At 65.9% G+C, this 25117-nt stretch carries 20 protein-coding genes; 2 read left to right on the top strand and 18 right to left on the bottom strand.

The features are described 5' to 3' along the window. Window positions 1-20 precede the first annotated feature (20 nt). Both BHD06_RS04430 and BHD06_RS04425 read right to left on the bottom strand, forming a co-directional pair. Window positions 21-1187, bottom strand: a complete 1167-nt coding sequence (locus tag BHD06_RS04430; protein ID WP_080455782.1) for an RsmB/NOP family class I SAM-dependent RNA methyltransferase — start codon at window positions 1185-1187, stop codon at window positions 21-23. 103 nt (window positions 1188-1290) lie between these two features. Further along, window positions 1291-2829 (bottom strand): helicase HerA-like domain-containing protein, encoded by a 1539-nt coding sequence (locus BHD06_RS04425; RefSeq protein WP_080455781.1) that lies wholly within the window; start codon window positions 2827-2829, stop codon window positions 1291-1293. A 423-nt stretch (window positions 2830-3252) separates the two neighbouring features. Here BHD06_RS04425 and BHD06_RS04420 point away from each other — a divergent pair, with 423 nt between their 5' ends. Beyond that, window positions 3253-3918, top strand: coding sequence for an invasion associated locus B family protein (locus tag BHD06_RS04420; RefSeq protein ID WP_139784629.1), 666 nt, complete (start codon window positions 3253-3255; stop codon window positions 3916-3918). Window positions 3919-4100: 182 nt separating this feature from the next. Here the strand turns inward: BHD06_RS04420 and BHD06_RS04415 are convergent, their stop codons facing one another. From BHD06_RS04415 to ftsW, 12 genes are all read right to left on the bottom strand, one after another. Continuing rightward, window positions 4101-5699, bottom strand: coding sequence for a phosphoenolpyruvate carboxykinase (locus BHD06_RS04415; protein ID WP_080455779.1), 1599 nt, complete (start codon window positions 5697-5699; stop codon window positions 4101-4103). Between the two features lie 233 nt (window positions 5700-5932). Continuing rightward, window positions 5933-6157, bottom strand: a complete 225-nt coding sequence (locus BHD06_RS04410) for a formate dehydrogenase subunit delta (RefSeq protein WP_080455778.1) — start codon at window positions 6155-6157, stop codon at window positions 5933-5935. Next, a complete protein-coding gene (gene fdhD / locus BHD06_RS04405) occupies window positions 6147-6968 on the bottom strand; it encodes a formate dehydrogenase accessory sulfurtransferase FdhD (protein ID WP_080455777.1) in 822 nt (273 codons plus the stop codon). The genes BHD06_RS04410 and fdhD overlap by 11 nt, the downstream gene beginning before the upstream one ends. A gap of 5 nt (window positions 6969-6973) precedes the next feature. Next, window positions 6974-9868, bottom strand: a complete 2895-nt coding sequence (gene fdhF, locus BHD06_RS04400) for a formate dehydrogenase subunit alpha (RefSeq protein ID WP_080455776.1) — start codon at window positions 9866-9868, stop codon at window positions 6974-6976. Window positions 9869-9967: 99 nt separating this feature from the next. Further along, the gene (locus tag BHD06_RS04395) at window positions 9968-11473 is read right to left on the bottom strand and encodes an NADH-quinone oxidoreductase subunit NuoF (RefSeq protein ID WP_080455775.1); all 1506 of its coding nucleotides are present in this window, start codon (window positions 11471-11473) and stop codon (window positions 9968-9970) included. Then, window positions 11470-11934: a formate dehydrogenase subunit gamma gene (locus tag BHD06_RS04390; protein WP_080455774.1), complete on the bottom strand. Its 465-nt coding sequence runs from the start codon at window positions 11932-11934 to the stop codon at window positions 11470-11472. The genes BHD06_RS04395 and BHD06_RS04390 overlap by 4 nt, the downstream gene beginning before the upstream one ends. A gap of 91 nt (window positions 11935-12025) precedes the next feature. After that, complete coding sequence (locus tag BHD06_RS04385; protein ID WP_080455773.1) at window positions 12026-12913, bottom strand: LysR family transcriptional regulator; 888 nt, start codon at window positions 12911-12913, stop codon at window positions 12026-12028. Window positions 12914-13009: 96 nt separating this feature from the next. Then, a complete protein-coding gene (locus BHD06_RS04380) occupies window positions 13010-13255 on the bottom strand; it encodes a DUF2484 family protein (protein ID WP_080455772.1) in 246 nt (81 codons plus the stop codon). Beyond that, window positions 13252-14442, bottom strand: a complete 1191-nt coding sequence (locus tag BHD06_RS04375; protein ID WP_080455771.1) for an APC family permease — start codon at window positions 14440-14442, stop codon at window positions 13252-13254. Before BHD06_RS04375 ends, BHD06_RS04380 begins: the two co-directional genes overlap by 4 nt. 5 nt (window positions 14443-14447) lie before the next feature. Further along, the gene (gene murC / locus BHD06_RS04370; RefSeq protein ID WP_080455770.1) at window positions 14448-15845 is read right to left on the bottom strand and encodes a UDP-N-acetylmuramate--L-alanine ligase; all 1398 of its coding nucleotides are present in this window, start codon (window positions 15843-15845) and stop codon (window positions 14448-14450) included. Then, complete coding sequence (locus BHD06_RS04365; protein ID WP_080455769.1) at window positions 15842-16948, bottom strand: UDP-N-acetylglucosamine--N-acetylmuramyl-(pentapeptide) pyrophosphoryl-undecaprenol N-acetylglucosamine transferase; 1107 nt, start codon at window positions 16946-16948, stop codon at window positions 15842-15844. Before BHD06_RS04365 ends, murC begins: the two co-directional genes overlap by 4 nt. A 15-nt stretch (window positions 16949-16963) precedes the next feature. Continuing rightward, on the bottom strand, window positions 16964-18127 hold the full coding sequence (gene ftsW / locus BHD06_RS04360; RefSeq protein WP_080455768.1) for a putative lipid II flippase FtsW: 1164 nt from the start codon (window positions 18125-18127) through the stop codon (window positions 16964-16966). Window positions 18128-18254: 127 nt separating this feature from the next. Between ftsW and BHD06_RS04355 the strand changes: the two genes are divergently transcribed. Next, window positions 18255-19442 (top strand): NAD(P)/FAD-dependent oxidoreductase, encoded by a 1188-nt coding sequence (locus tag BHD06_RS04355; protein WP_080455767.1) that lies wholly within the window; start codon window positions 18255-18257, stop codon window positions 19440-19442. An 80-nt stretch (window positions 19443-19522) separates the two neighbouring features. Here BHD06_RS04355 and murD read toward each other — a convergent pair whose 3' ends face one another. The 4 genes from murD to BHD06_RS04335 all read right to left on the bottom strand — a co-directional run bounded on the left by murD (window position 19523) and on the right by BHD06_RS04335 (window position 25106). Continuing rightward, a complete protein-coding gene (gene murD / locus BHD06_RS04350; RefSeq protein WP_080455766.1) occupies window positions 19523-20920 on the bottom strand; it encodes a UDP-N-acetylmuramoyl-L-alanine--D-glutamate ligase in 1398 nt (465 codons plus the stop codon). Between the two features lie 186 nt (window positions 20921-21106). Beyond that, window positions 21107-22189, bottom strand: coding sequence for a phospho-N-acetylmuramoyl-pentapeptide-transferase (gene mraY / locus BHD06_RS04345; protein ID WP_080455765.1), 1083 nt, complete (start codon window positions 22187-22189; stop codon window positions 21107-21109). Next, window positions 22189-23625 carry a UDP-N-acetylmuramoyl-tripeptide--D-alanyl-D-alanine ligase gene (gene murF / locus BHD06_RS04340; protein WP_080455764.1) on the bottom strand — a complete coding sequence of 479 codons (1437 nt, stop codon included), beginning with the start codon at window positions 23623-23625 and terminating at the stop codon, window positions 22189-22191. The genes mraY and murF overlap by 1 nt, the downstream gene beginning before the upstream one ends. Then, window positions 23622-25106 carry a UDP-N-acetylmuramoyl-L-alanyl-D-glutamate--2,6-diaminopimelate ligase gene (locus BHD06_RS04335; protein WP_080455763.1) on the bottom strand — a complete coding sequence of 495 codons (1485 nt, stop codon included), beginning with the start codon at window positions 25104-25106 and terminating at the stop codon, window positions 23622-23624. The genes murF and BHD06_RS04335 overlap by 4 nt, the downstream gene beginning before the upstream one ends. Window positions 25107-25117 lie beyond the last annotated feature (11 nt).

Raw genomic sequence — 25117 nt, 5'->3', positions numbered from 1 at the left:
CGTCAAGATTGCTGGATGCTTTACGCTTCCCGCTCAATTTGTGCCAAATAGAAGCCGTCGCCGGTGTCGCAGACTGGCCAAGTGCAGCTGTCTGTCACTCTCCAGGACGGGAACGCGGCGGTGAAATCTCCCGTAACCTCTTGATTTTCAATATCGAGCACAGAGCATGTCGTGTAGACGAGCCGCCCGCCCGGTGCCACCAGTGCGGCCGCGCGCGCGAGGATTTCGGCCTGCAGCCGGGTCAGTTCCGTTAGACGCTCGGGCGTCAGACGCCACTTCGCCTGGGGGCTACGCCGCCAGGTTCCGCTTCCAGAACAGGGCACGTCGCAGAGCACCAGATCGAAAGGCCCGGCGCGGCCGAGTGCCGCGGTCGCGAGCACAGTCACCTCGACCCCGGCCCGCTCCGCGCGGGGGGGCAGATGGGCGATACGCTGCGGCGCGATGTCATGCGCGAACCACGCCGCCTCGGCGCGCGCGGCAAGGGCGAGCACCTTGCCGCCGCCCCCGGCGCAATAGTCGAGCACACGTGCCCCGCGTGGCAGATCTAGCTGCTCCATCGCCGCCTGACTGCTGGTGTCCTGCAACTCCACCAGCCCCTCGGCATAGCTTGTCGATTGGGCGACTTTCCGTTCTCCTTCGAGGACATGCATGGCAGATCGGGTCGTTTCGACCGGTTCGGTGACGATGCCCTCCGCCTCCAGTCGGGCCCGCGCATCGGCCCGCGAGAGGCGCTGCAGATTGACCCGGAGTATCACCGGTGCACGGTGGCGAAGCGCCTTGGCCACGCGCCCGGCATCCCCGCCGAGAGAGCGCTCGAAATGCGGCCAGAGCCAGTCCGGCAGGTCGCGCGCCTCGGCCTCGGTCGCTGGTCGGCCCTGCTGCAACTCATCCGGCCCGAGCGGGGCGGGCGCATGACCTTCGCCGGTAAACAGTTGCGCCGGATCCGTGCCGCCGTCGCGCAACGCGCCGATAATCAAGGCGCGCCCGGTCTCGCCGCCCCCGCACGCCGCACAGGAGCGCCAGCGGCGCAGCACGTGGAACACGTGATCGCGCACCGCCGCCCTGTCCTTTGACCCGGCATAGCGCGCGCCGCGCGCCCATCCGGTCAGCGCCTGTTCCGCCGCGCCGCCCGCGCGGATCACATCAAGCACCTCAATCGCAGCGGCGACGCGTGCGCCGGGGGTCATGCGGTCACCTTGGTATCAAATTGCATCGGGATCTCTCTGGTCCGTTCAGTCATCACGCCGCAATGGGCGTCGGGGACCCATCAGCACCGCACCTATGCCAGCCTCAGCGGCCCTTGAACAGCCCGCCGAGAATGCCGCGCACGATGCGCCGCCCAGTGGTGCCCTTGAGTTCCTTGACCAGCGCCGAGGCGAGCGCCCCGCCGATTCCGTCCCCGCCCGAGATCCGACGCGCACGGCCCGGGCTGGCGCCGCCGGAATAGCGGCGCGCGGTGTTGAATTCGCGGGCTTTCTCCGCTTCGGCCTCTGCCTCCACCTCGGCCATCTCGGCCGCCTGGGCTGCCACCTCGGCCCGCGCGGCAAGCATTTCATGCGCCGAATGCCGGTCGATCGCGGTGTCGTATTTGCCCGCCACCGGCGAGGCGGCAATGAGCGCGCGCCGGATCTCTGGATCGCAGGGGCCAAGCTGTGTCGCGGGCGGTCGGATGAGCGTGCGCTCGACCACGCCCGGCACCCCCTTGCCCTCCAGCATCGAGGTCACCGCCTCGCCCACGCCCACGTCACGGATTGCGTCGCCGGTATCAAACTGCGGATTGGGGCGATAGGTCTCGGCGGCGCGGCGCAGCGCCTTTTGATCGCGCGCGGTAAAGGCCCGCAGCGCATGCTGAAAGCGGTTGCCCAATTGCCCCAGCACATCCTCGGGCACGTCATCGGGATTCTGGGTGATGAAATAGACACCCACCCCCTTGGAGCGGATCAGCCGCGCCACCTGCTCGACCTTGTCCACCAGCACCTTGGGCGCGTCATCGAACAAAAGATGCGCCTCGTCGAAGAAGAACACCAGCTTCGGCTTGTCGGGGTTGCCGACCTCTGGCAGCGTCTCGAAGAGTTCCGACAGGAGCCATAACAGGAAGGTCGCATAAAGCTGCGGCGATTGCACCAGTCGGTCAGCGGCAAGGATATTGACATGGCCGCGCCCCTCGGGCGTGACCTGCATCAGATCGGCCAGATCAAGCGCCGGTTCGCCAAAGAAATACGCCGCCCCCTGGTTTTCCAGCACCAGCAGCGACCGCTGGATCGCCCCTACCGAGGCCGCCGCCACATTGCCGTAGCGCAGCGACAACGCATCTGCATTCTCGCCCACCCAGAGCAGCAGCGCCCGCAGGTCATCGAGATCGAGCAGCGGCAGGCCCTCTTCATCGGCCACGCGAAGCGCGATGTTGAGCACGCCCTCCTGTGCATCCGACAGGCCCAGCAGACGCGACAGCAAGAGCGGCCCCATCTCGGCAATCGTGGTGCGCACCGGGTGGCCCTGCTCACCGAAGAGATCCCAGAACACCACCGGGAAACTGTCATAGCGGAACGCCTCGAACCCGATCTTTTCCGCGCGTTCCGTGAAGGCACCATGCAGCTTGTGCTCGGGGCTGCCCGCCACCGCCATGCCCGACACGTCGCCCTTGATATCCGACAGGATCACCGGCACGCCCGCATCCGAGAACCCTTCGGCGAGGATCTGCAACGTCACGGTCTTGCCCGTGCCCGTCGCCCCGGCCACAAGCCCGTGCCGGTTGGCGTATTTGAGCAAAAGTCCCTGCGGCTCGAAATAGTCCGGCCCGCCGCCGCCGATGAAAATGGAATTGGTCACGGCTTGCCACCCTCGTCCAGAAATCGTCACAGCTTGACCATACAAAGTTAACCTTTCTGTGCCAGTCTCAAATTCTGCCTGGGCCGTGTGTCCTTTTGGTTTCGGGCGTTTCCTCCTTGTCAGACTGGCCGCGCCCTCAGGTGCGGCCTTTTTTCAGGGCCGCAACATAGCCTGTTGACGCATGGAAGTTTCTGGCCTAGCGTTCGTCCTAATAACTAAGTCGGCCAGTCCGACGGGGAGAAACATGAAGGAGGCCGCAAGGCCTCTTTCTTTTTGTAGTGCCCAAGCGCATGTCACGTGATCGGTTTGTGACCGGGCAAAAAGCCGCGCACACACGGTGTCAGCCGCGCCATTTGCACCTGACATGGCGCACGGGACATGGTAAATCGCTTGCAAATTGAACGCTTATGTCACGGGGAACCCATGTCCAGACTGATTTCACGCCTGTCCTTCGTCGCCCTTCTCGCACTTGGCACCGCTGTTGGCGCGCAGGACACCGAGACAACCGAGACACCTGCCGAAACCGGGGCCGAAACCGGGGCCGAAACTGGGACGGAAACAACCGGCCAGGGCGAACCGGGCGCAGGCAGTGCGGTTACCCAGGGGCTCGATACCGGGCGCGAGGTGGCGGAAGACGGCTCCTATATCCGGGAGACCCATGAGGATTGGCAGATCAAGTGTTTCCGCGGCCAGACCGAGGACGAACAGGAGCTGTGCCAGATGTACCAGTTGCTCAAGGAATCCCAGGGCAATCCCGTCGCCGAGTTCAGTCTCTACAAGCTGGCCAATGCCGGCAATGTCGCGGCCGGGGCCACCATCGCCGTGCCGCTCGGCACGCTTTTGAGCGAGGAGGTCAAGTTGTCGGTGGATGGCGGCAAGGCCAAAAGCTACAGCTATTCGTTCTGCACCATGGCGGGCTGTTTCGCGCGGATCGGGCTGACCCAGGCGGATATTGACGCGCTCAAGCGCGGCGTGACCGCGACGCTTGAAATCGTCCCGGCGCAAGCCCCGGACCAGAACGTGCGAATCGACGCGTCGCTCAAGGGCTTCACCGCAGCCTATGACGCGGCGTCCGAACTGTCGAACTGAGCCTGCGCACCGTCACCCTCGGCCCTGAGCCGAGGATCCGCTGACCGACAGATCCTCCGGGCATGCCGGAGGATGGCGCGCCAATCCTGCCTCCGTCGCAGCGTTGCAGGGATTGGGGTGACAACAGGAGGTGGCGGACACGACGACAATACGCCGCAAATCCGCCACTGCCCTGCCGTGCCTCAACTCAAGGCAACGGACTTGAGATCGTCGTCTACATACGCGAGATACTGCTCGAAATTCTCCGCGAACATCGCCACCAGCCGCGCCGCCTGCACATCATAGGCCTCGGGATCGTCCCAGGTGCGGCGCGGGTCGAGCAGGACATCGGCGACACCCGGCACTGCCACCGGCACGTCAAAGCCGAAATTGGGGTCCTTACGGAATTCCACATCTTCGAGCGAGCCATCGAGCGCCGCCGTCAAAAGCGCCCGCGTCGCAATGATCGGCATGCGCGAGCCAGTGCCATAGGCACCTGCCGTCCAGCCTGAATTCACCAGCCAGCACGATGCGCCATGGCGCTCGATCTTGTCGCGCAAGAGTTTGCCGTAAACCTCGGGGCGGCGCGGCATGAACGGCGCGCCGAAACAGGTCGAAAACACCGGCTGCGGCTCGGTCAATCCGCGCTCGGTTCCGGCCATCTTGGCGGTGAAGCCCGACAGGAAATGATACATCGCCTGCGCCGGTGTCAGCCGCGCGATCGGGGGCAGCACGCCGAAGGCATCGCAGGTCAGCATCACCACGTTGCGCGGGTGCCCCGCCTGCCCGGTCTTCGAAGCATTGGGGATATAGTCCAACGGATAGGCGCAGCGCATGTTCTCGGTCAGGCTGGCATCCTCGTAATCCAACGCCCGCGTGTCCGCATCATAGACCATGTTCTCGATCACCGTTCCGAACATCGAACAGGTGGCGTAGATCTCCGGCTCCGCCTCCGGACTCAGGTGGATGGTCTTGGCATAGCAGCCGCCCTCGAAGTTGAAGATGCCGCGATCCGACCAGCCGTGCTCGTCATCGCCGAGAAGCGTTCGGTTGGGATCGGCCGAAAGCGTCGTCTTGCCGGTGCCCGAGAGACCAAAGAACACCGCCGCATCCTCGGGGTCGTCGGTGGCATGGTTGGCCGAGCCATGCATAGGCATCACGCCCTTTTCAGGCAGGAGGTAATTCATCAGGCCAAAGATGGATTTCTTGTTCTCACCGGCATATTCGGTGTTGGCGATGAGAATGAGCCGCGCGTCGATATTGACCGCGATCACCGTCTCCGAGCGGCAGCCATGGCGCGCGGGATTGGCCTTGAAGCCCGGGCAGTTGATCACCGTGTAATCCGCCATGAAATGGTCGAGCGCCGCACGTTCGGGGCGGCGCAGCATGTGGCGGATGAAGAGGTTGTGCCAGGCCAGTTCGTTCACCAGCCGGACGTTGATGCTGTGCTCGGGATCGGCCCCGGCGACCAGATCCTGCACGAACACCTCGCGCCCGACGAGATAGTCGAGCATATCCCTGTGCAGCCGCTCGAACGGTTCGGGGTCCATTGCGGCATTGTTCTCCCACCAGATCGTGTCTTCGGTGGTGGGGGTACGCACGGTGAACTTGTCTTTCGGCGACCGACCGGTGAATTCGCCGGTGCTGACCAAAATCGTACCACCCTGCCCCAGCTCTCCCTCGCCACGCCGCACGGCGGCATCGACCAGCGCTGCCTCGGTCAGGTTGTAATGCACGCGGCTCAGCCCTGAAATTCCCTGATCCTCGAGCCGAAAGCCCGGATTGACCCGTCCTGAAATCATCTCTCTCTCTCCCTTTCGGGCGTGGCCACCCGGTCTTTTTTTGCCACGAGGCTCCCCTGCCTCTGGTGTCTGGTATTCCAGATTAACACGCGATGCACCCGCTATCGAGTGATCTGATGCGATTTTTTTGCATGATGAGGGATGTTGACGGGAAGATTCACGGTACCGTGCGATGGCCGCACGTCACAGGATACGACAAGGCCGGGGCAAAAGTGCCGTCCGGCGGCGTGCCGTCAGGCGCGCTCGCTGCGTTTCGCGATCTCCGCCTCAGCCGCGATCACCAGACCGTCAAGCCCCTGGCCCCCGTCGGCGACATAGGCATGCAACTGATCAAGCATGCGCGGCTCCCAATAGTCGGTCAGATGAGCGGCAACGCGGGCGGCCTGATCGGTACCGGGCTGAGTCTTGAAAAAGGTAGCGATCTGGTTGGCCATATGGACCATTTTCTCAGGCGACATGGGTGACCTCGGTGTCGATGCGGTTGGGATGGGAATAGAGATCGAACCCACCGCCACGGGCAAAGGCGACAAGGGTGATCCCCGCCCCTTCGGCCAGCCGCAGCGCATGGGCGGTGGGGGCAGAGACCGCGATCAACATGCCGCAGCCCGCAACGGCGCATTTCTGCACCAGTTCGACAGAAAGGCGGCTGGTCATCACGATGGCCCCGCTTGCGGGGTTGATGCCGCCCCGCCAGAGCGCGCCAATGAGCTTGTCGAGCGCATTGTGCCGCCCCACATCCTCGCGTGCCATCACCACACCCCCGCCGGGCCGGATGAACCCGGCGGCATGGGTGGCGCGGGTCAGATCATGCAGCGGCTGGCACATGCCGAGCGCCTCGGTGGCGCGGGCGATCTCTCGCGCGGCAAAGACCGGCGCGGCGTGGGTTATAGATGGCACCGACCGTACCGCCTGTTCCAGGCTGTCGATACCGCAGAGACCGCAGCCCACCGGCCCGGCCATGAACCTGCGGCGCGCCGCGAGCGCGTCCTGCCGGTCCTCGCGCAACCAGAACCGCGCCTCGATGCCCTGATCATGCGCAGCGATCTCGAATTCCTCGATCTGCTCCGGGGCGGTGACGATCCCCTCGGTCACGGCAAAACCATGGGCGAAATCGGCGATTTCATCCGGCGTCGCCATCATCACCGCCTGCGTCGTGCCGTCAAAGACAAAGGCCACCGGCACCTCTTCGGGCAAGGCGCGGGTGACGCGATGCACCCCCTCGCCCTGCACAGAGAGGCCCGGACGGCTCCGGGTGGGAGAAAAGCCCATCGCCGTCACTCCGCCGCCGGCAGGATGCGCCGCGCCTGCGCGGCCTGCGCGGCATAGTCCTCCTGCCAATCCGTTGGCCCGTTCGACAGGCTGATCTGCACCGCCGTCACCTTGTATTCCGGGCAGTTTGTGGCCCAGTCGGAATAGTCGGTGGTGATCACATTGGCCTGCGTGTCGGGGTGGTGAAAGGTGGTATAGACCACGCCGGGGCTGACCCGGTCGGTCAGCTTGGCACGCAGGGTGGTTTCACCCGCGCGGCTGGCCAGCCGCACCCAATCGCCGTCTTTCAGCCCACGCATCTCGGCATCATGAGGATGGATCTCCAGCAGATCCTCTTCGTGCCAGACCACATTGTCGGTCCGCCTTGTCTGCGCGCCGACGTTGTACTGGCTCAGGATGCGCCCGGTGGTCAGCAAGAGCGGGAAACGCGGGCCGGTCCTTTCATCGGTGGCCACATATTCGGTGACGATGAACCGCCCCTTGCCGCGCATGAACCCATCCACATGCATCAGCGGCATGCCCTCGGGGTGGGCCTCGTTACAGGGCCATTGCACGCTGCCTTTTTCTTCCAGAAGCGCGTAATCCACCCCGGCGAAAGACGGCGTGGTTGCCGCGATCTCCTCCATGATCCGGGCGGGGTGGCTGTAGCTCCAGCCCGCGCCCATGGCATTGGCGAGCATCTGAGTGATCTCCCAGTCGGCATAGCCGTTGAGCGGCGGGATCACCTTGCGCACGCGGTTGATGCGGCGTTCGGCATTGGTGAATGTCCCGTCCTTTTCCAGGAAGGTCGAGCCGGGCAGGAAGACATGCGCGTAATTCGCGGTCTCGTTGAGAAAGAGGTCATGCACTATGACGCAGTCCATCGCCGCCAGCCCCGCTGCCACATGCTTGGTGTCAGGGTCCGATTGCAGAATGTCTTCGCCCTGGCAGTACAGCCCCTTGAACGTGCCATCGACCGCCGCATCCAGCATGTTGGGGATGCGCAGGCCCGGTTCGGCGTCGATCTCGACGCCCCAGACCTCCTCGAACATCTTGCGCACCTCCGGCCCCTTGACGTGGCGATAGCCGGGCAGTTCATGCGGGAAAGAGCCCATGTCGCAGGCCCCCTGCACGTTGTTCTGACCGCGCAACGGATTCACCCCCACGCCGGGCCGCCCGATATTGCCTGTGAGCATGGCAAGATTGGCGATGCCCATGACGGTGGTCGAACCTTGGGAATGTTCGGTCACGCCCAGCCCATAGTAAATCGCGCCGTTGCCGCCGGTGGCAAAGAGATGCGCGGCGGCGCGCAACGCGCCCGGATCAACGCCGGTGAGCATCGCGGTGGCCTCGGGCGAATGGCGCGGGTTGCTGATGAATTCGGCATAATGCTGGAACTCGTCCCAATCGCAGCGCGCGCGGATAAACTCCTCGTCCATCAGCCCTTCGGTGACGATCACATGTGCCAGCGCGCTGACCACCGCCACATTCGTGCCGGGGCGCAGGGCCAAATGATGCGCCGCCCCGACATGCGGCGATTTCACCAGATCAATCCGGCGCGGGTCGATCACGATCAGTTTCGCCCCCGCCCGCAGCCGCTTTTTCAGTCGCGAGGCAAAGACCGGATGGCCATCGGTGGGGTTCGCGCCGATCACCACAACCACATCGGTCTGCTCGACGCTATCGAAATCCTGCGTGCCCGCCGAGGTGCCAAAAGTCTGCCCCAGCCCGTACCCGGTGGGCGAATGACAAACACGGGCACAGGTGTCGGTGTTGTTGTTGCCGAATACCGCGCGCGCCAGTTTCTGCACCAGATAGGTTTCCTCGTTGGTGCAGCGGCTTGAGGTGATCACGCCGATGGCTTTCTTGCCATATCTCTCCTGAAGCCCGCGCATCCGATTGGCCGCAAAGCTGAGCGCCTCGTCCCACTCGACCTCGCGCCACGGCTCGTCGATACGGTCGCGGATCATCGGCTTGAGGATGCGGTCCTTGTGATGGGCGTAGCCATAGGCGAACCGGCCCTTGACGCAGCTATGCCCGCGATTGGCCTTGCCATGCTTCCAGGGCACCATGCGCACCAGGGTGTCGCCATTCATCTCGGCCTTGAACGAGCAGCCCACACCGCAATAGGCGCAAGTGGTCACCACCGACCGGTCGGGCGTACCCATCTCAATGATGGATTTTTCCTGTAACGTAGCCGTCGGGCAGGCCTGCACGCAAGCACCACAGCTCACGCAATCAGAGGCGAGGAAATCGTCCGCAGGTCCACCAGCGGCGACCCGGCTGTCAAAACCACGGCCTTGAATCGTCAGCGCAAAGGTCCCCTGCACCTCCTCGCAGGCACGCACACAACGATTGCAGACGATGCATTTGCCGGGATCGTAAGAAAAATAGGGGTTGCTGTCATCCTTGGGCAGCCATTCGGGATTGGCCTCTCCGCTGGTATTGCGTGCCTCGAAATGATTGGCCATGCCGCCCGCCTCGGGTGCCTCATAGCGCACATCGCGCAGGCCAACCGCCCCGGCCATGTCCTGCAATTCGCAATCGCCGTTGGCCGAACAGGTCAGGCAATCGAGCGGGTGGTCGGAAATGTAAAGCTCCATCACGCCGCGCCGGATCTTGCGCACCTTCGATGATCCGGTATGAACCACCATGCCGGGGGTGACAGGCGTGGTGCAGGAGGCAGGCGTGCCGCGCCGCCCCTCGATCTCCACCACACAAAGGCGGCACGAGCCGAACGCCTCGAGATTGTCGGAGGCGCAGAGCTTTGGAATTTGAACACCCGCCTCGGCCGCCGCCCGCAGCACCGAGCTGCCCTCGGGCACTGTCACGGACAAGCCGTCGATCTCCAGCGTCACCGGCGCACCCTGCCTGACTGGCGTGCCCATGTCGCGGTCGTCGGGAATAATGAAATCTTTCATGTCAGTCTCCTCAGCCCTTCATCGTTCCCGAAATACTCCGGGGGGTGCGGGGGGTTGGCCCCCCGCTCCGGTCGCGGCCCGCACGGGTCGCGAAACACCTCATTCCGCCGCTTTGCGGCTCGCGAAATCGTCGGGGAAATGCGTAAGTGCGGACATCACCGGCAAGGGCGTGAAACCGCCAAGCGCGCAGAGCGAGCCGTCCTTCATGGTCTCGCACAGATCGGTCAATAGCGGGATCGCCGATCCGTCCCCGCCGGCGATCCGGTCGATGGTCTCGACCCCGCGCACCGCCCCGATCCGGCAGGGGGTGCATTTGCCACAGCTTTCCACGGCGCAGAATTCCATCGCGAAACGCGCCATGCCCAGCATGTCAGCGCTGTCATCGAAGACCACCAGCCCGGCATGGCCCAACAGGCCGCCCTTGGCGTCCAACTCCTCGTAGCCCAGGGCGGCATCGAAATTGTCGACCGGGATATAGGCCCCGAGCGGCCCGCCCACCTGCACCGCCTTGACCGGGCGGCCCGAGGCGGTGCCGCCGCCAAGGTCATTGATTACTTCACCCAGAGTGATGCCGAACGCAGTTTCGAACAGACCGCCGCGCGCCACATTTCCCGCGATTTGCAAGGTCACAGTGCCACGCGAGCGCCCCAGCCCGAAATCGGCATAGGCCTGCGCGCCCCGCTCAAAGATCACCGGCACGGTGGCAAGGCTGATCACGTTGTTCACAACCGTGGGACAGCCAAGGAACCCCTCCAGCGCCGGCAGCGGCGGCTTGGCGCGCACGACGCCGCGCTTGCCTTCGAGGGAATTCAACAGCGAGGTTTCCTCGCCGCAGACATAGGCCCCGGCACCGACGCGGATTTCCATGTCGAAGGCGCGGCCCGAACCCAGCACATCTGCCCCCAATACCCCCTCGGCGCGCGCGATCTCGACCGCGCGGCGCATCACCGCGATGGCATCGGGATATTCCGAGCGCAGATAGACATAGCCGCGCGTGGCCCCCACCCCGAGACCGGCAATCGTCATGCCCTCGATCAGGGTGAAAGGATCGCCCTCCATAATCATCCGGTCGGCGAATGTGCCGCTGTCGCCCTCGTCGGCGTTGCAGACGATGTATTTCTGCGGGGCCTCGGCCGCCTGCACGGTTTTCCACTTGATGCCGGTGGGAAAGCCCGCACCGCCGCGCCCGCGCAGCCCGGATGTGGTGACCTCCTCGACGATCTCCGGGGCCGACATGCCAATTGCGCGACGCAGCCCCGTCAGACCGCCATGTGCCTCGTAATCGGCAAGGCTCAGCGGGTCGATCACGCCGACGCGGGCAAAGGTCAGCCGCGTCTGGCGTCTCATCCAGTCGAGCGCGTCGACCGGACCGAGCGCCTTGGCGCTGCGGCCATCGAGAATGCCCGCCACATCGCCCGCCGTCGCCGGGCCATAGCCGTGGCGCACCCCGTCGATCTCGACTTCCACCAGCGGCTCCAGCCAGATCATGCCCCGCGTGCCGGTGCGGATGATCTGCGCGTCGGGGGCCGCGGCGCGGATCGCGGTGACCACCTCTTCGGCACCCAAGGCCTTGGCGGCACTGTCCATCGGAACGTAAATCTTCATGCGCCCGCCTCCGCCAGAAGGCTATCCATCCGGGTGCTGTCGACCCGCCCGACCACGCGCCTGTCCAGCATCATCGCAGGCGCGCAGGCGCAAAGGCCAAGGCAATAGACCGGCTCGACCGTGACCGCGCCATTCGCGGTTGTGCCATGCCAATCGAGGCCCAGCCTGGCCAGGGTCGCCTCTGCCAGCGCCGCCCCGCCGACCGCCTGACAGGCCTCGGCCCGGCAGATCTTCAGCACATGCCGCCCGGCGGGATTGGCGCGGAAATCGTGGTAAAAGCTGATCACGCCATGCAGTTCCGCCCGGCTGATATTGAGTGCCTCGGCAATCGGGCGATGCGCCGCATCCGGGATATGGCCAAAGGCGTCCTGCATCGCGTGCAGGATCGGCAAGAGCGGTCCTTCGAGATGCAGATGCGCGTTCAGGATGGCGGCGATGTCGTCGTGGAGGTCGTGGGTCATGGCTGGCCTCTCGCATTAGCTGACACCAGTCAATCAGGGCTCACCATCTTGAATCAATATCGTTATCCGGTCACTTGATAGACAACGTCTATCAAGATTCACCCCTCAGCCGCCGCGCCTCACGCAAAAGGCTCTCCAGCACCGGCGTATGCGGCTCCCGCCAGGGAGCCACCAACCCAACCGAATGCGCAGGCTCCGGCCCCACGAGCGGAATCAGCTGCACCGCCTTGCCCGAGGCATGAAACCGCGCCGCATCCTCGGGCAATACCGTCATCCAGCCACCCGTCTCCACCGTGGCCATCAGGACCACGGTCGAGTTCGACTCGATCCATGCCTCGGGCGTCACATCGACGGCGGCGAAATTGCGGTTGATGATCCGTCGGTTCTGCATGTCGGGGGTCAGCAGACACAGCCGCTCGCCCGCCAGTTCCGCCCAGCCCACCGCGTCGCGCCCGGCAAACCGCGCACCCTTGGCGCAGACCAGCATGTAGCGTTCGGCATAAAGCGGCTCAGTGCTCACCCGGCCCATCGGCTCGTTGTCGAGATAGGAAATCCCCGCATCCACATCGAGATTGTCGATCATCGAGAGGATCTCAACCGAGGTGCGCGACAGGATGGTAAAACGCACCTTGGGATGTTTTGCGTTGAACCGATGGCAGAGCCGCGCCGCCCAGGTCAGCGCCGTCGGGATCGCCGCGATCCGCAACTGTCCCGAGAGGCCATGCCGCTTGGCGCGCATTTCCTCGCGCAATTGCCGCGCGTCACCCACAATCCTGCGCGCCCAGACCAGCGCCGCCTGCCCCTCGGGCGTCAGCCCACCATAGCGCGAGCCGCGAAAGATCAGCTGCACGCCCAACTGTTCCTCAAGCTGCTTGATCCCCGCCGAAAGGGACGGCTGCGTGATCCCGATCCGAACCGCCGCACGCCCGAAATGACCCTCCTTCGCCACCGCAATGAACATCTCCAGCTTGTCCAGCATGATTGGGCATCTCTTTTGTAAAACGAAAAATCAATAGAAAGCATCAATGGTGATTGCTTGCAAGGCCGCCCTCAGACGAGGCTGAACGGGCGGCGGTCAGCCCAACCGCCGCCGCAGCCAGCGGCCCAGATAGATGACCGGCCAGCGCAGCACGCTCATCCCCGCGACCAGCACCAGCAAGCCAATCCACGGCCCGTTCTGCCAGGTCACATACCCAAGCAGCGGCACGCCAAGGGCGATCAAAACATAGGCTCGCCGCCAGTGATTGTCGCGCGAGGGCAGCATGGCCAGCACATTGGCCGCCAGCGCCCAGAGACAGGCCAGGGCCAGCGACAGCGTCATGAGAGCGCCCCGGCGAGGCTTGCCACCAGCGCGGTGAGGGCCGCCAGAAGACCGAATACCGGCACCGCCATGGGCACCCGGAACGCGGCCTCCGGGGCCGTGCGCTTCATCGCGATCAGCGCCGCGTTGACCAGCACGAAGACACTCAGAAGCAGGGCCGAGGTGAGCCCGGCCAGATCGGCCACCGGCAACAGGAGCGCCCCCGCGATCACCGCAACGCCGACCAGCCACGTCGCGCGCAGCGGTGTGCCGAAACGGGGATGGGCGTGGTGGAATCCCGATAGCGCTGCGCTGCGCCGTCCGAGACCGAAGAGCACCCGGCTCGCCATCACCATCTGCGCCAGCACGCCGTTGAGTGCCGCCGCCACGGCGATGAGTGAAAGAAACGCCGCGCTGCCACCGCGCCCCGCCTGCCAGACGAGCGCAAGCGGTTGTTCGCTGCCCGCCAGCGTGGCGAGCGGCACCGCGCGCACCGCCGCGACGCTGACCAGTGCGTAGAGCGCGCTGGTGATCACCAGTGACAAGAGAATCGCACGCGGCAGGATGCGCTCCGGTTCGCGCACCTCCTCGGCCATGTTGACGATGTCCTCAAAACCGATGAAGGCGAAGAAAGCCAGCACCGCGCCCGCCATGACGCCGGACCAGACCAGATCGCCGCTCATCTGCCAGTCGGGGGCGGGCATGGCGGTGAAGCCTGCGAAGACCACCATCGCCAGCCCTGCCACTTCGATCACGGTGAAGAGCGCCGCAAGGGCGAGACTCTCAAGCACGCCCGCAATCGCCACCGCCATCAGCCCCAGCCCGAGGACCACCACCGACGGCGTGAACGGCAGCCCCGTCACAGCGCCCAGATAGCCCACCCCGCCGCGCAGCACCGCCGCCGCCGAAATCGCCCCTGCCGCGACGATAACCAGCCCCACCAGTGTGCCGAGCCAGGGCAGGTTCAGGCCCTTGGCGACGAAGATCGCCTCGCCCGCCGCCTCGGGCAGGCGAGTCGAAAATTCCGCATAGCTGAGCGCCGTGGGTGCCGCGATCACGCCTGCCATGATGAAGGCAAGCGGGGCCCAGATGCCTGCCTCGGCCGCCACCGCGCCGACCAGCACGTAGATCCCCGCACCGACCATGACCCCCACGCCATAGGCGGTCAGGAGGCCCAGACCGATCCGGCGTTTGAGGGTCTCTGCCATGCGCGCTATCCCCGCAAGCGTCCGGGCAGGGCATTGGCCCATGCGCTGATCGTGCCTGCGCCCAGACAGACCACCATGTCACCGGGCCGGGCAACGTCGCGCACCAGTTGTTCCAGATCGTCCTCGCTGTCCAGCGCCACCGCGTGCCGGTGCCCGTGCCGGATGAGCCCCGCCACCAGATCATCGCGCGAGGCCCCGGGGATCGGGTCTTCGCCCGCCGCGTAGACCTCGGCGATGCCAACCACGTCGGCCTCGTTGAAACAGCCGCAGAAATCCTCGAAGAGCGAAGACAGGCGCGAGTAGCGATGCGGCTGATGCACGGCGATGACCTTACCCTCGGTCGCCTGCCGGGCCGCGCGCAGCACGGCGGCGATCTCGACCGGGTGGTGGCCGTAATCGTCGATCACGGTCACGCCATTCACCTCGCCCACACGCGTGAAGCGGCGGTTGACGCCGCCAAAGCTCGCGAGTGCCGTGCGGATTTCGTCGCACTTCATGCCCAGATGACGCGCCACCGCGACCGCACTCAGCGCGTTCGAGACGTTGTGATCGCCCGGCATGGGCAGGGTGCACCCTTCGATCATCCGCCCTTCGGCCTGCAGCGCCACATCGAAATGTGCCACACCCTTGTCGTAGCGCAAGTTCACCGCGCGCACATCGGCCTGCGCGTTAAAGCCATAGGTCACGACACGGCGGTCAGTGATTCGGCCGACCAGCGCCTGCACCTCGGGGTGATCCGTGCAGCACACCGCGAGGCCATAAAACGGGATATTGCTAAGGAAATCGTGAAAGCCCTGTCGCAGCGCATCGAAATCGCCCCAATGCTCCATATGCTCGGGGTCGATATTGGTGACGATGGCGATGGTCGCGGGCAGGCGGTTGAAGGTGCCGTCGCTCTCATCGGCCTCGACCACCATCCATTCGCCCTGCCCCATCCGCGCGTTCGAGCCATAGGCATGGATGACGCCGCCATTGATCACCGTGGGGTCGATCCCACCCTTGACCAGCAGTTCGGCCACCAGCGTCGTCGTCGTGGTCTTGCCATGCGTGCCCGCCACCGCGATGTTGGATTTGAGGCGCATCAACTCGGCCAGCATCTCGGCCCGGCGCACCACTGGCAGGCCCTGACGACGCGCCTCGTCCAGTTCGGCATTGCCCGGCTTAATCGCCGAGGAGATCACCACCACCTCAGCCCCGTCGAGATTGTCGGCCCCCTGGCCGATGAAAATCTTCGCGCCCATTCCCTTGAGGCGCTCGGTGATCGGGGTAGACTTGAGGTCGCTGCCCTGCACCTCGTAGCCGTGATTGATCAGCACCTCGGCGATGCCCGACATGCCAATGCCCCCGATGCCGACGAAATGGATCGCGCCGACATCGGTCGGAAGCTTGGTGGCTGCGTTCATCTGTCTTGCCCTTTGCGTGCCAGTTCCTCGACCATGTCGGCCAATCGTTGCGGCGCATCCGGCAAGCCCTGCGAGAGTGCGGCATGCGCCATCATCACCGCGCCCTGCGCGTCGCCAAGCACGGCGGCGATCTGCGCGGTCAGGGTGGGCGCGTCCAGCTTGCGTTCAGGGATGCGGATCGCGCCGCCCGCCTCGACCAATCCACGCGCGTTGGCGCTCTGATGATCGGCCGCGGCGGCGGCGTAGGGGATGAGGATCGCGGGCCGTCCGATGACCGAGATATCGGCGATGCTCGACGCGCCCGCGCGGCTGATCACCATCTGCGCCTCGCTCATCCGGCGCGGCACGTCGCGAAAGAACGACTGCACATCGGCGTCGATCCCGGCCTGCGCATAGAACCCGGCCACGCGCTCCATGTCCTCTTCGCGGGCCTGATGGCTGACCCGGAGATTGCGCAGGATCGTCTCGGGAAGGTCCGCCACGGCCACCGGAACCACATCGCTGAGGATGCGCGCGCCCTGTGACCCGCCGATCACCAGCAGCGACATCGGGTAATCGCCCGGCGGAATGTATGGCGCGCCCGCACGCTCCAGCACAGCGGTGCGCACCGGGTTGCCGACATGCACGCCCTCGACCCCCTCGGGCAGATCGGTGGGCCATGTGCCACAGGCCACCACGTCGACGCGTTTCGAAAAAATCCGGTTGACGCGGCCGAGAACGCCGTTCTGCTCATGCACCATGCGCGGACGGCGCAGCAGATAGGCCGCCGCCAGGGCGGGAATGGACGGATAGCCCCCGAACCCCACCACCGCGGCCGGCTTGTCCCGCCGCATCCGCAGCGTGGCCCCCAGAACGCCGCCCAGGATGTGCAGCGGGGCCAGCAGCTTGTTGAAGAGTGTACCGCGCGCAAAGGTGGCACTTGCAACCTGCTCGATCTCGACCGAATGGGGAAAGCCGCCGACGTAGCGCGCACCGCGTGCATCCGTGCTCAGCCGCACCCGCCAGCCGCGTCGCAGCATCACCTCGGCCAGCGCCTGCGCGGGGAACATGTGCCCGCCGGTGCCGCCTGCTGCGATGATCAGAAGGGGTGCCCTGTCGCTCATGCCCGTATCCCGTGCTTACCTGCGTCCGCGCAGCAGATCGCCGATCTGCCCCTGCGGACGGCTGCGGGTGAAGGCCAGCAGCATGCCCACGGCGATGCCCCCCGCCACCACCGATGAGCCGCCGTAGCTGACGAACGGCAGGGTCATGCCCTTGGCAGGCAGGAGCCGCACGGCGACGCCCATGTTGATCATCGCCTGCGCGCCGAAAATGGCGATAAGCCCGGTGCCCGCCAGCCGGATGAACGGGTCACGCTCACGCATCAAGCGCATCAGCGAACGCACGACAATGCCTGTATAAAGCGCGATGATGCACAGCACCAGCACCAGCCCGTATTCCTCGGCGGCCACTGCGATGATGAAATCCGTATGCGCGTCCGGCAGGCTCCACTTCACCTGCCCCTCGCCCACGCCGACGCCGAAGAAGCCGCCCTCGCGGATCGCGTTGGTGGCAAAGCCAAGCTGCGTCGTGGGGTCCAACTCAGGGCTGAGAAAACCGTCGATCCGGCGCGCGAAATGCTCGGAATTGGAATAGGCGAAACTGCCCACGAGTACCACGCCCCCGGCCATCACCAGAAGCAGCGTAATCGGCGCACCGGCCACGAAATACATCACGCCCCAGCCGAACAGGACCAGCGCCGCCTGCCCGAAATCGGGCTGCATGGCGAGAAAGGCGAGGATCACCGTGGCCAGCAGAAATGACCAGCTCAGGCCCGGAGGCCCGTTGATCTGCTGGCTTGCGGACATCATCCACGCGGCCACCACCACAAAGGCGGGTTTGAGAAACTCCGACGGCTGCACGCTGGCAAAGCCGAGGCTGTACCAGCGCATCGCCCCCTTGCCGAAATCGGTGCCGAAGACCGGCAAAAGGATCAGCGCCACGAAGGCCGCGAGAAACCCCATGACCGCCAGCCGCCGCACGAGGTCTGGTCGCATCATCGAGGTCAGCACCATCGCCATGAGCGCCAGCACCCCGAAGAACGCCTGCCGCTGCACGTAATGGAACGGCGTCAGCCCGTTCTTTTCGGCCAGCGGCGGCGAGGCTGCAAGGGCCAGCAATATCCCGATGCCAAAGAGTATCAGCACACAGGAAAACGACCACTTGTCGATCGTGCGCCACCATTTGGGAAAGATGGGCTCAGCGTCCCTTTGGGGCACTGCCCCATAGACCATTTCCGTCATCTGCCTGCCGCCTCATGCATATTGCGCCCCTTTTCGGGGTCTGACTTGCACTCTAGCGATTTTTCCGGACTGACGCCAGAACTATCCCCCTTGCCTTTCGGCGGGTTTTCGCGTTTCAGGCGCGGCGATGACACAGGCCTTCGACACCCTCATCCTCGGCGCGGGCGCGGCCGGGCTGATGTGCGCGGCGCAGGCCGGGCCAGGCACGCTGGTGATCGACCATGCCCGCGCGCCCGGCGAGAAAATCCGCATCTCCGGCGGAGGGCGCTGCAACTTCACCAACCTGCATGCAGGGCCCGAGAATTTCCTGTCGACCAATCGGCATTTCTGCAAGTCGGCCCTGTCGCGCTATACGCAATGGGATTTCATCGATCTCGTGACGCGTCACGGCATCGCCTGGCATGAAAAGACGCTTGGCCAGCTGTTCTGCGACGAAAAGGCCACCCAGATCGTCACCATGCTGGTCGAGGAGGTGCATGGCGCAGGGGCCGATCTGTGGCTTTCGACGCGGCTGGTGGACCTTTCCCATGACGGTAACCGCTTTCACGCGGTACTGGAGCGTGAGGGCACGCGCGTGACACTCAGTCCACGCAACCTCGTGCTTGCCACGGGGGGCAAGTCGATCCCCAAGATGGGGGCCACCGGGATGGCCTGTGACATCGCGCAACGCTTTGGCCACGCCCTGACCGAGACCCGCCCGGCGCTGGTGCCCTTCACCTTTTCCGAGGCGCCCTTCGCGCCCCTCGCGGGCACCGCCCTGCCGGTGCGCGCCGCCTGCAACGGCACCGCGTTCGAAGAGGCCGCGCTTTTTACCCATCGGGGCCTGTCGGGCCCGGCGATCCTGCAAATCTCGTCCTTCTGGCGCGAGGGCGCGGCGATCACCCTCGATCTCGACCCCGGGGCGCGGCTCTATGAGGCGCTGCGCGCGCAACGCCAGAGCCAGGGCCGCCGCAACCTGACCACGGAACTCGGCCACCACCTGCCCGCCAAGCTGGTCGGCCATCTTGCCCCGGTACTCGGTCTTTCAGGAAATCTGGCGGATCAGTCCGACGCAAGGCTGGCCGAGATCACGGATACATTACGCGGCTGGACACTGAAACCCACCGGCACCGAGGGCTACCGCACCGCCGAAGTCACGCTTGGCGGGATCGACACTGGCGGGCTGTCCTCGAAAACCATGGAATCGCAGCACCTGCCGGGCCTTTATGCCATCGGCGAGGCGGTCGACGTGACCGGCTGGCTCGGCGGCTACAATTTCCAATGGGCGTGGTCGTCGGGCTGGGCCGCAGGACAGGCCATCGCAGCGCGGCGCTGAAGGGTCGGGAACGAGTATTTGGACCATAAAGAAGCCCTCGATTCCTGCTTCTTTCTGGCAAAAATACTCATGATTTACGGTCACAGCCGGGCGCGGACCTCCGATATGAAATCTTCACCACGCTGTTCGAAATTGTCGTATTGATCGAAGCTGGCAGCGGCAGGGGCAAGCAGCACCACCTCGCCCGGTTCCGCCTCGGTCATAGCGCAGTCCACGGCGCGGGCCATGGTGGTGCAGATCTCCACCTCCACGCCTTCCAGCCCGAGCGCGAATTGCGCCGCCTCGCGCCCGATCACATAGGCTTTGCGCACGTTCTGCAGGCCGGGCGCCAGCCCGGACAGCCCGCCTTCCTTCTCCAGCCCGCCGCAGATCCAGCGGATGTTGTCGAAGGCCAGAAGCGCCTGCAGGGCGGCGTCGACATTGGTGGCCTTGCTGTCGTTGACGATGCGCACGCCGTTCTTTTCGGCGACGGTCTGGCTGCGATGCGGCAGGCCTGCGAAGCTGTGGAAGGCGGCTTCGATCACACGGGGGGCCAGCCCTAGGGTACGGCAGGCGGCATAGGCGGCGCAGGCGTTCTGGTGGTTGTGACGGCCCGGCAGGCCGGGCACCGTGCGCAGGTCTATCGAGGCGACCTGCTTGCCCTTGCGGTATTCGCTGAGATAGCCCTTTCGCGCGAAGACCATCCAGCCGACCCCGGTGAGCTTGCGTGCGACCGAGATCCGGATCACCCGGTCGTCGCCTGGCCCCTCGCTCAGCTGCCCCGCCAGATAGCGCCCCTCGTCCTCATCGACACCGATCACCGCGCGGTCCGGCCCGCCCTCTGAAAACAGCCGCCGCTTGGCCGCGAAATAGCCGCCCAGACCGGCATGCCGGTCAAGGTGATCGGGCGAGAGGTTGGTGAACACCGCCACGTCCGGTGTCAGCGCACGGGCAAGGTCGGTCTGGTAGCTGGAAAGCTCCAGCACCACCACGCCGCCATCGCCCGGCGGGTCGATATCAAGCACGCCGCGCCCGATATTGCCGGCCAGCTGCACGGGCTTGCCCGCCTCGGACAGAACATGGTGAATGAGGGCGGATGTGGTTGATTTTCCATTGCTTCCGGTCACGGCAATGACCTTGGGCGTCTGGTCGAAACTGTTCCAGTCCGGCGTGGCGAGCGAGCGGAAGAAGAGCCCGATATCGTTATCCACAGGCACGCCCGCCTCTTGCGCGACTACGATCACCTTGTTGGGGGACGGGTAGAGATGCGGGATGCCGGGGCTGACGATCAGGCGCGCCACGTCGTCGAAGGCCCCCGCGCGGCGAAGATCGGTGACGGTGAGGCCTGCGACGAGAGCGGCGTCGCGGGCGGGCGGGTTGTCGTCCCAGACCAACACCTCGGCCCCGCCTGCAATCAGCGCACGCGCCGCCGAGAGGCCCGAACGCCCCAGTCCCAGCACCGCCACGCGCAGCCCGGCCATGCCCTGCACCCTGATCATCGCGCCGTTTCCTTCCTGCCGTTTACGCCGCGCGAGAGTGCCCCGGCGCGGCGGCGCGCGCAAGCGGGTTAACGAGAGGTTGCGCGGGGCGCGCGGCGGGATGAGTGCAGGCGTGCATCCTCCGGCTTGACCGGAGGATCTGTTGGCGGGGAGATCCTCGGGTCAGGCCCGAGAATGACGGGGCCCCTAGCGCAGTTTCAGCGTCGCGAGGCCAATCATCGCCAGGATCAGCGCGATGATCCAGAAGCGGATCACTATCTGCGGTTCGGCCCAGCCCTTTTTCTCGTAGTGGTGGTGGATCGGGGCCATCAGGAACACCCGCTTGCCGGTGCGTTTGAAATAGATCACCTGCACGATCACCGAGAGCGCCTCGGCCACGAAGAGGCCGCCGACGATGCCCAGCACAAGCTCGTGCTTGGTGGCCACGGCAATCGCGCCGAGCGCGCCACCGAGGGCCAATGAACCGGTGTCGCCCATGAAGACCGCGGCGGGCGGCGCGTTGTACCACAAAAAGCCGAGGCCGCCGCCCACGAGGCCCGCCACGAAGATCAGGATCTCGCCGGTGCCGGGCACGTAATGCAGGCCGAGATACTCGGTGAAATCGGTCCGCCCCACCGTGTAGGCGATGACCCCGAGCGCGCCCGAGGCGATCATCACCGGCATGATCGCGAGACCATCCAGCCCGTCAGTGAGATTGACCGCATTGGCCGCGCCGACGATAACGAACATGGCAAACGGGATGAAAAGGAACCCGAGATTGACCAGAACGTCCTTGAATACTGGAAGCGCCAGTTGCAGTTGCAGTTCCGCCGGGTGGTGCCAGCTGGCCCAGCCCGCCGCCAGCAGCGCGATGAGAAAGCCCAAAGCCAGCCGCACGCGGCCCGGCACGCCCTTGACGTTGCCCTTGGAGACCTTGGCGTAATCGTCGGCAAAGCCGATCAGGCCGAAGGCGAGCGTGACAAAGAGCACCAACCACACATACGGATTATCGAGCCGCGCCCAAAGAAGCGTCGAGGTGAGCAGCGCGCCCACAATCAAGAGCCCGCCCATGGTGGGGGTGCCGGCCTTGGCCAGATGCGTCTCGGGCCCGTCGCTGCGAATCGGCTGGCCCTTGCCCTGACGGCGGCGCAGCGACAGGATCAGCGGCGGCCCGAAGAGGAAGCCGAAGATCAGCGCGGTCATGAAGGCCCCGCCCGCGCGGAAAGTGATGTAGCGGAAAAGGTTGAAGAAATCGCCCCCATCCGACCAGATCGTCAGCCAATAGAGCATTACGCCACATCCTCTTCCATCTTGCGCCCCGCCCGCCGCAGGGCGGCGGCGACCAGGCTTACCCGGCTCCCCTTGGAGCCCTTGACCAGAACCACATCCCCGGCATCGACCAGCCGGTGCGCCTCTGCCGCCAGATCCTCGGCGCGGTCGACGCGGCGGCCACGCTTGTCGCGTGGCAGCGCCTCGTAGAGGGCGCGCATGCGGGGGCCGACGCAATGCACCTCGTGGACCGCCTGCATCGCAGGCAGGGCGGCGAGGGCGGCGTGCAGCGCGGCTTCGGTCTCGCCCAGTTCCAGCATGTCGCCGAGCACGGCGATCCGGCGGCCACGGGCGACGCGGCCGACATCGTCGCGCGGGTGGCTGGCCGCCAACACATCGAGCGCGGCCTCCATCGAGGCAGGGTTGGCGTTGAAGGCGTCGTCGATGAGGTCGATGCTCATCCCGTCGGCGCCGGTGTCGAGCACCAGCCGCTCGCGGGTGCCGCGCCCGGCGGGGGGCGACCAGCGTGCAAGCCGTGTCATCGCCAGCGCGCGATCGAGCCGCAGCACCCGCACCACCGCCAGCACCGCAAGAGCAGCGAGCGCGAAATGCCGCCCCGGGACCGCAATCTTGTAAAGGAGCGGCGTGCGCCAGGCACGGGCGCGGGCGACGGTCGAGGCCTCGTGCAGATCGACCGACAGCAGGCGGTGATGCGCGGTGCGCGACCAGCCGAAGGAGATGACGCGCCCGGCATGCCGCTGCGCCGCGTCGCGCAGGATCGGGGCGGTGGCGACATCGGCGTTGAGGATGGCCACGCCATCCGGCTCCAACCCCTCGAAGATGCCGGCCTTTTCGTGGGCGATGCCGTCGATATTTTCGAACGCCTCGAGATGCGCGGGGGCAATGGTGGTGATCAGCGCCACGTGCGGGCGGGCCATGCGGGCGAGCGGTGCGATCTCGCCGGGGTGGTTCATGCCGATCTCGATCACGGCAAAGTCGGTGTCCGCAGGCATGCGGGCCAGCGTCAGCGGTACACCCCAGTGGTTGTTGTAGCTGGCCTCGGCGGCATGGGTCTTGCCCTGCCCCCCCAGAACGTCGCGCAGCATTTCCTTGGTCGAGGTCTTGCCGACCGAGCCGGTGACGGCGATGACGCGGCCCTGCATGCGGGCGCGTCCGGCGCGGCCAAGCGCCTCGAGCGCGGCCTGCACGTCCCTCACGATGAGGAGCGGGGCATCCCCGGCCACGCCCACGGGGATATGGGTGACCAGAGCCGCCGCCGCGCCCTGTTCCAGAGCCTGTGCGACGAAATCATGACCGTCGCGCACATCCCTGAGTGCAACGAAAAGATCGCCCGGCTGCAAGGTGCGGGTGTCGATGGAGACGCCGGTCGCGCGCCAATCCCCGGTCGTGCGCCCGCCGGTCGCCCGTGCCGCGTCGGAGGCGGTCCAGAGCGTCATACCCGGCCCCTGTCGAGCACCGAGACCGCGAGACTGGCCTGTTCGGCATCGTCAAACGGCAGCACGTCGTCGCCGACGATCTGGCCGGTCTCGTGGCCCTTGCCGCAGATCAGCAGCGCATCGCCGGGGCCGAGTGCGTCGACCGCGCGCAGGATCGCCTCGGCGCGGTCGCCGACCTCTTGCGCGCCGGGACAACCCAGCAGCACCGCCTGCCGGATGCTGGCCGGATCCTCGGAGCGGGGGTTGTCATCGGTCACGATCACGCGGTCGGCGAATTCGGTCGCCGCCTGCCCCATCAGGGGTCGCTTGCCCCTGTCACGGTCGCCGCCCGCGCCAACGATGGCACAGAGCCTGCCCATGACATGCGGGCGCATCGCCTTGAGGGCAGTGGCCACGGCATCGGGGGTATGGGCGTAATCGACGAAAACCGCCGCGCCGTTTTCGCGGGTGGCGGCAAGCTGCATGCGCCCGCGCACGGTGCGCATTTCGGGCAGGGTGGCAAAGACGCGCTCGGGGTCTTCGCCCGTGCCGATCACGAGGCCCGCCGCGAGCAGCACGTTCTCCGCCTGAAACCCGCCGATCAGGTCGAGCCGCACCTGATGGGTGCTGTCCTCCCAGTCAAAGCGGAGCACCTGCCCCGTCGCGTCGAAGCGCTGTGCGACCAGATGCAGATCGGCACCGGGCCTGCGCCCGACGGTGATCAGGTCCTGCCCGCGCTCAGTGGCGATCTCGGCCATGCCGGTGCCGCGCGGATCGTCGATATTGATGACAGCCACCCCATCCTCGGAGAGGACGCGGGAGAAGAGCCCCGCCTTGGCGTCGAAATAGGCATCGAAATCAGGGTGATAATCCAGGTGGTCCTGCGTGATGTTGGTAAAGCCCGCCGCCGCCAGGCGCACCCCGTCGAGCCGCTTCTGCGCCAGCCCATGCGAGGAGGCCTCCATCGCTGCGTGATCGACACCGGCCTCGGCACAGTCGGCGAGCAGCCGGTGCAGGGTGATCGGCTCCGGCGTGGTGTGGGTCATTGGCAGGCTGAGCGCGCCCTCGACGCCGGTGGTGCCGAGATTGACCGCGTCGAGCCCCATCAGTTCCCAGATCTGGCGGGTGAAACTGGCCACGGAGGTCTTGCCGTTGGTGCCGGTGACGGCAACCATCACCTCGGGCTGCGCGCCAAACCAGAGGGCAGCGGCAAAGGCCAGCGTCTGGCGCGGGTCTTCGGCGATGACGAGGGCGGCATCGCTTGCGGCCAAAGCCTCGTGCGCGAGGCGCGCGCCCTTGGCGTCGGTCAGGATCGCGCCTGCCCCCTGCGCGAGGGCCTTGGCGATATACTCGGCCCCATGCGCACGCACCCCCGGCAGCGCAGCGAAGAGCATGCCCTTGCGCACCGCGCGGCTGTCAACGGCGAGGCCGGTGACCTGCGCATTGCGGCCCGCCATGGCGGTCAGGCCAAGCTCTGCCAATGATCTGATCTGCCCCGCCACGTCTCGCGCCC

The organism is Roseovarius sp. A-2, from assembly GCF_002072155.1.
Classification (GTDB): Bacteria; Pseudomonadota; Alphaproteobacteria; order Rhodobacterales; family Rhodobacteraceae; genus Roseovarius.
This window is presented reverse-complemented; position numbering and strand designations above follow the sequence as displayed.

What these genes read in the sequence shown, in the direction of transcription:
- BHD06_RS04365 (WP_080455769.1), bottom strand. Translation starts at nt 16,948, where the DNA reads ATGAGCGACAGGGCACCCCTTCTGATCATCGCAGCAGGCGGCACCGGC.
- BHD06_RS04385 (WP_080455773.1), bottom strand. Translation starts at nt 12,913, where the DNA reads ATGCTGGACAAGCTGGAGATGTTCATTGCGGTGGCGAAGGAGGGTCAT.
- BHD06_RS04420 (WP_139784629.1), top strand. Translation starts at nt 3,253, where the DNA reads ATGTCCAGACTGATTTCACGCCTGTCCTTCGTCGCCCTTCTCGCACTT.
- mraY (WP_080455765.1), bottom strand. Translation starts at nt 22,189, where the DNA reads ATGCTCTATTGGCTGACGATCTGGTCGGATGGGGGCGATTTCTTCAAC.
- BHD06_RS04355 (WP_080455767.1), top strand. Translation starts at nt 18,255, where the DNA reads ATGACACAGGCCTTCGACACCCTCATCCTCGGCGCGGGCGCGGCCGGG.
- BHD06_RS04415 (WP_080455779.1), bottom strand. Translation starts at nt 5,699, where the DNA reads ATGATTTCAGGACGGGTCAATCCGGGCTTTCGGCTCGAGGATCAGGGA.
- fdhF (WP_080455776.1), bottom strand. Translation starts at nt 9,868, where the DNA reads ATGAAAGATTTCATTATTCCCGACGACCGCGACATGGGCACGCCAGTC.
- fdhD (WP_080455777.1), bottom strand. Translation starts at nt 6,968, where the DNA reads ATGGGCTTTTCTCCCACCCGGAGCCGTCCGGGCCTCTCTGTGCAGGGC.
- BHD06_RS04380 (WP_080455772.1), bottom strand. Translation starts at nt 13,255, where the DNA reads ATGACGCTGTCGCTGGCCCTGGCCTGTCTCTGGGCGCTGGCGGCCAAT.
- BHD06_RS04410 (WP_080455778.1), bottom strand. Translation starts at nt 6,157, where the DNA reads ATGTCGCCTGAGAAAATGGTCCATATGGCCAACCAGATCGCTACCTTT.
- ftsW (WP_080455768.1), bottom strand. Translation starts at nt 18,127, where the DNA reads ATGACGGAAATGGTCTATGGGGCAGTGCCCCAAAGGGACGCTGAGCCC.
- BHD06_RS04375 (WP_080455771.1), bottom strand. Translation starts at nt 14,442, where the DNA reads ATGGCAGAGACCCTCAAACGCCGGATCGGTCTGGGCCTCCTGACCGCC.
- murC (WP_080455770.1), bottom strand. Translation starts at nt 15,845, where the DNA reads ATGAACGCAGCCACCAAGCTTCCGACCGATGTCGGCGCGATCCATTTC.
- BHD06_RS04430 (WP_080455782.1), bottom strand. Translation starts at nt 1,187, where the DNA reads ATGACCCCCGGCGCACGCGTCGCCGCTGCGATTGAGGTGCTTGATGTG.
- BHD06_RS04390 (WP_080455774.1), bottom strand. Translation starts at nt 11,934, where the DNA reads ATGACCCACGACCTCCACGACGACATCGCCGCCATCCTGAACGCGCAT.
- BHD06_RS04395 (WP_080455775.1), bottom strand. Translation starts at nt 11,473, where the DNA reads ATGAAGATTTACGTTCCGATGGACAGTGCCGCCAAGGCCTTGGGTGCC.
- murD (WP_080455766.1), bottom strand. Translation starts at nt 20,920, where the DNA reads ATGATCAGGGTGCAGGGCATGGCCGGGCTGCGCGTGGCGGTGCTGGGA.
- murF (WP_080455764.1), bottom strand. Translation starts at nt 23,625, where the DNA reads ATGACGCTCTGGACCGCCTCCGACGCGGCACGGGCGACCGGCGGGCGC.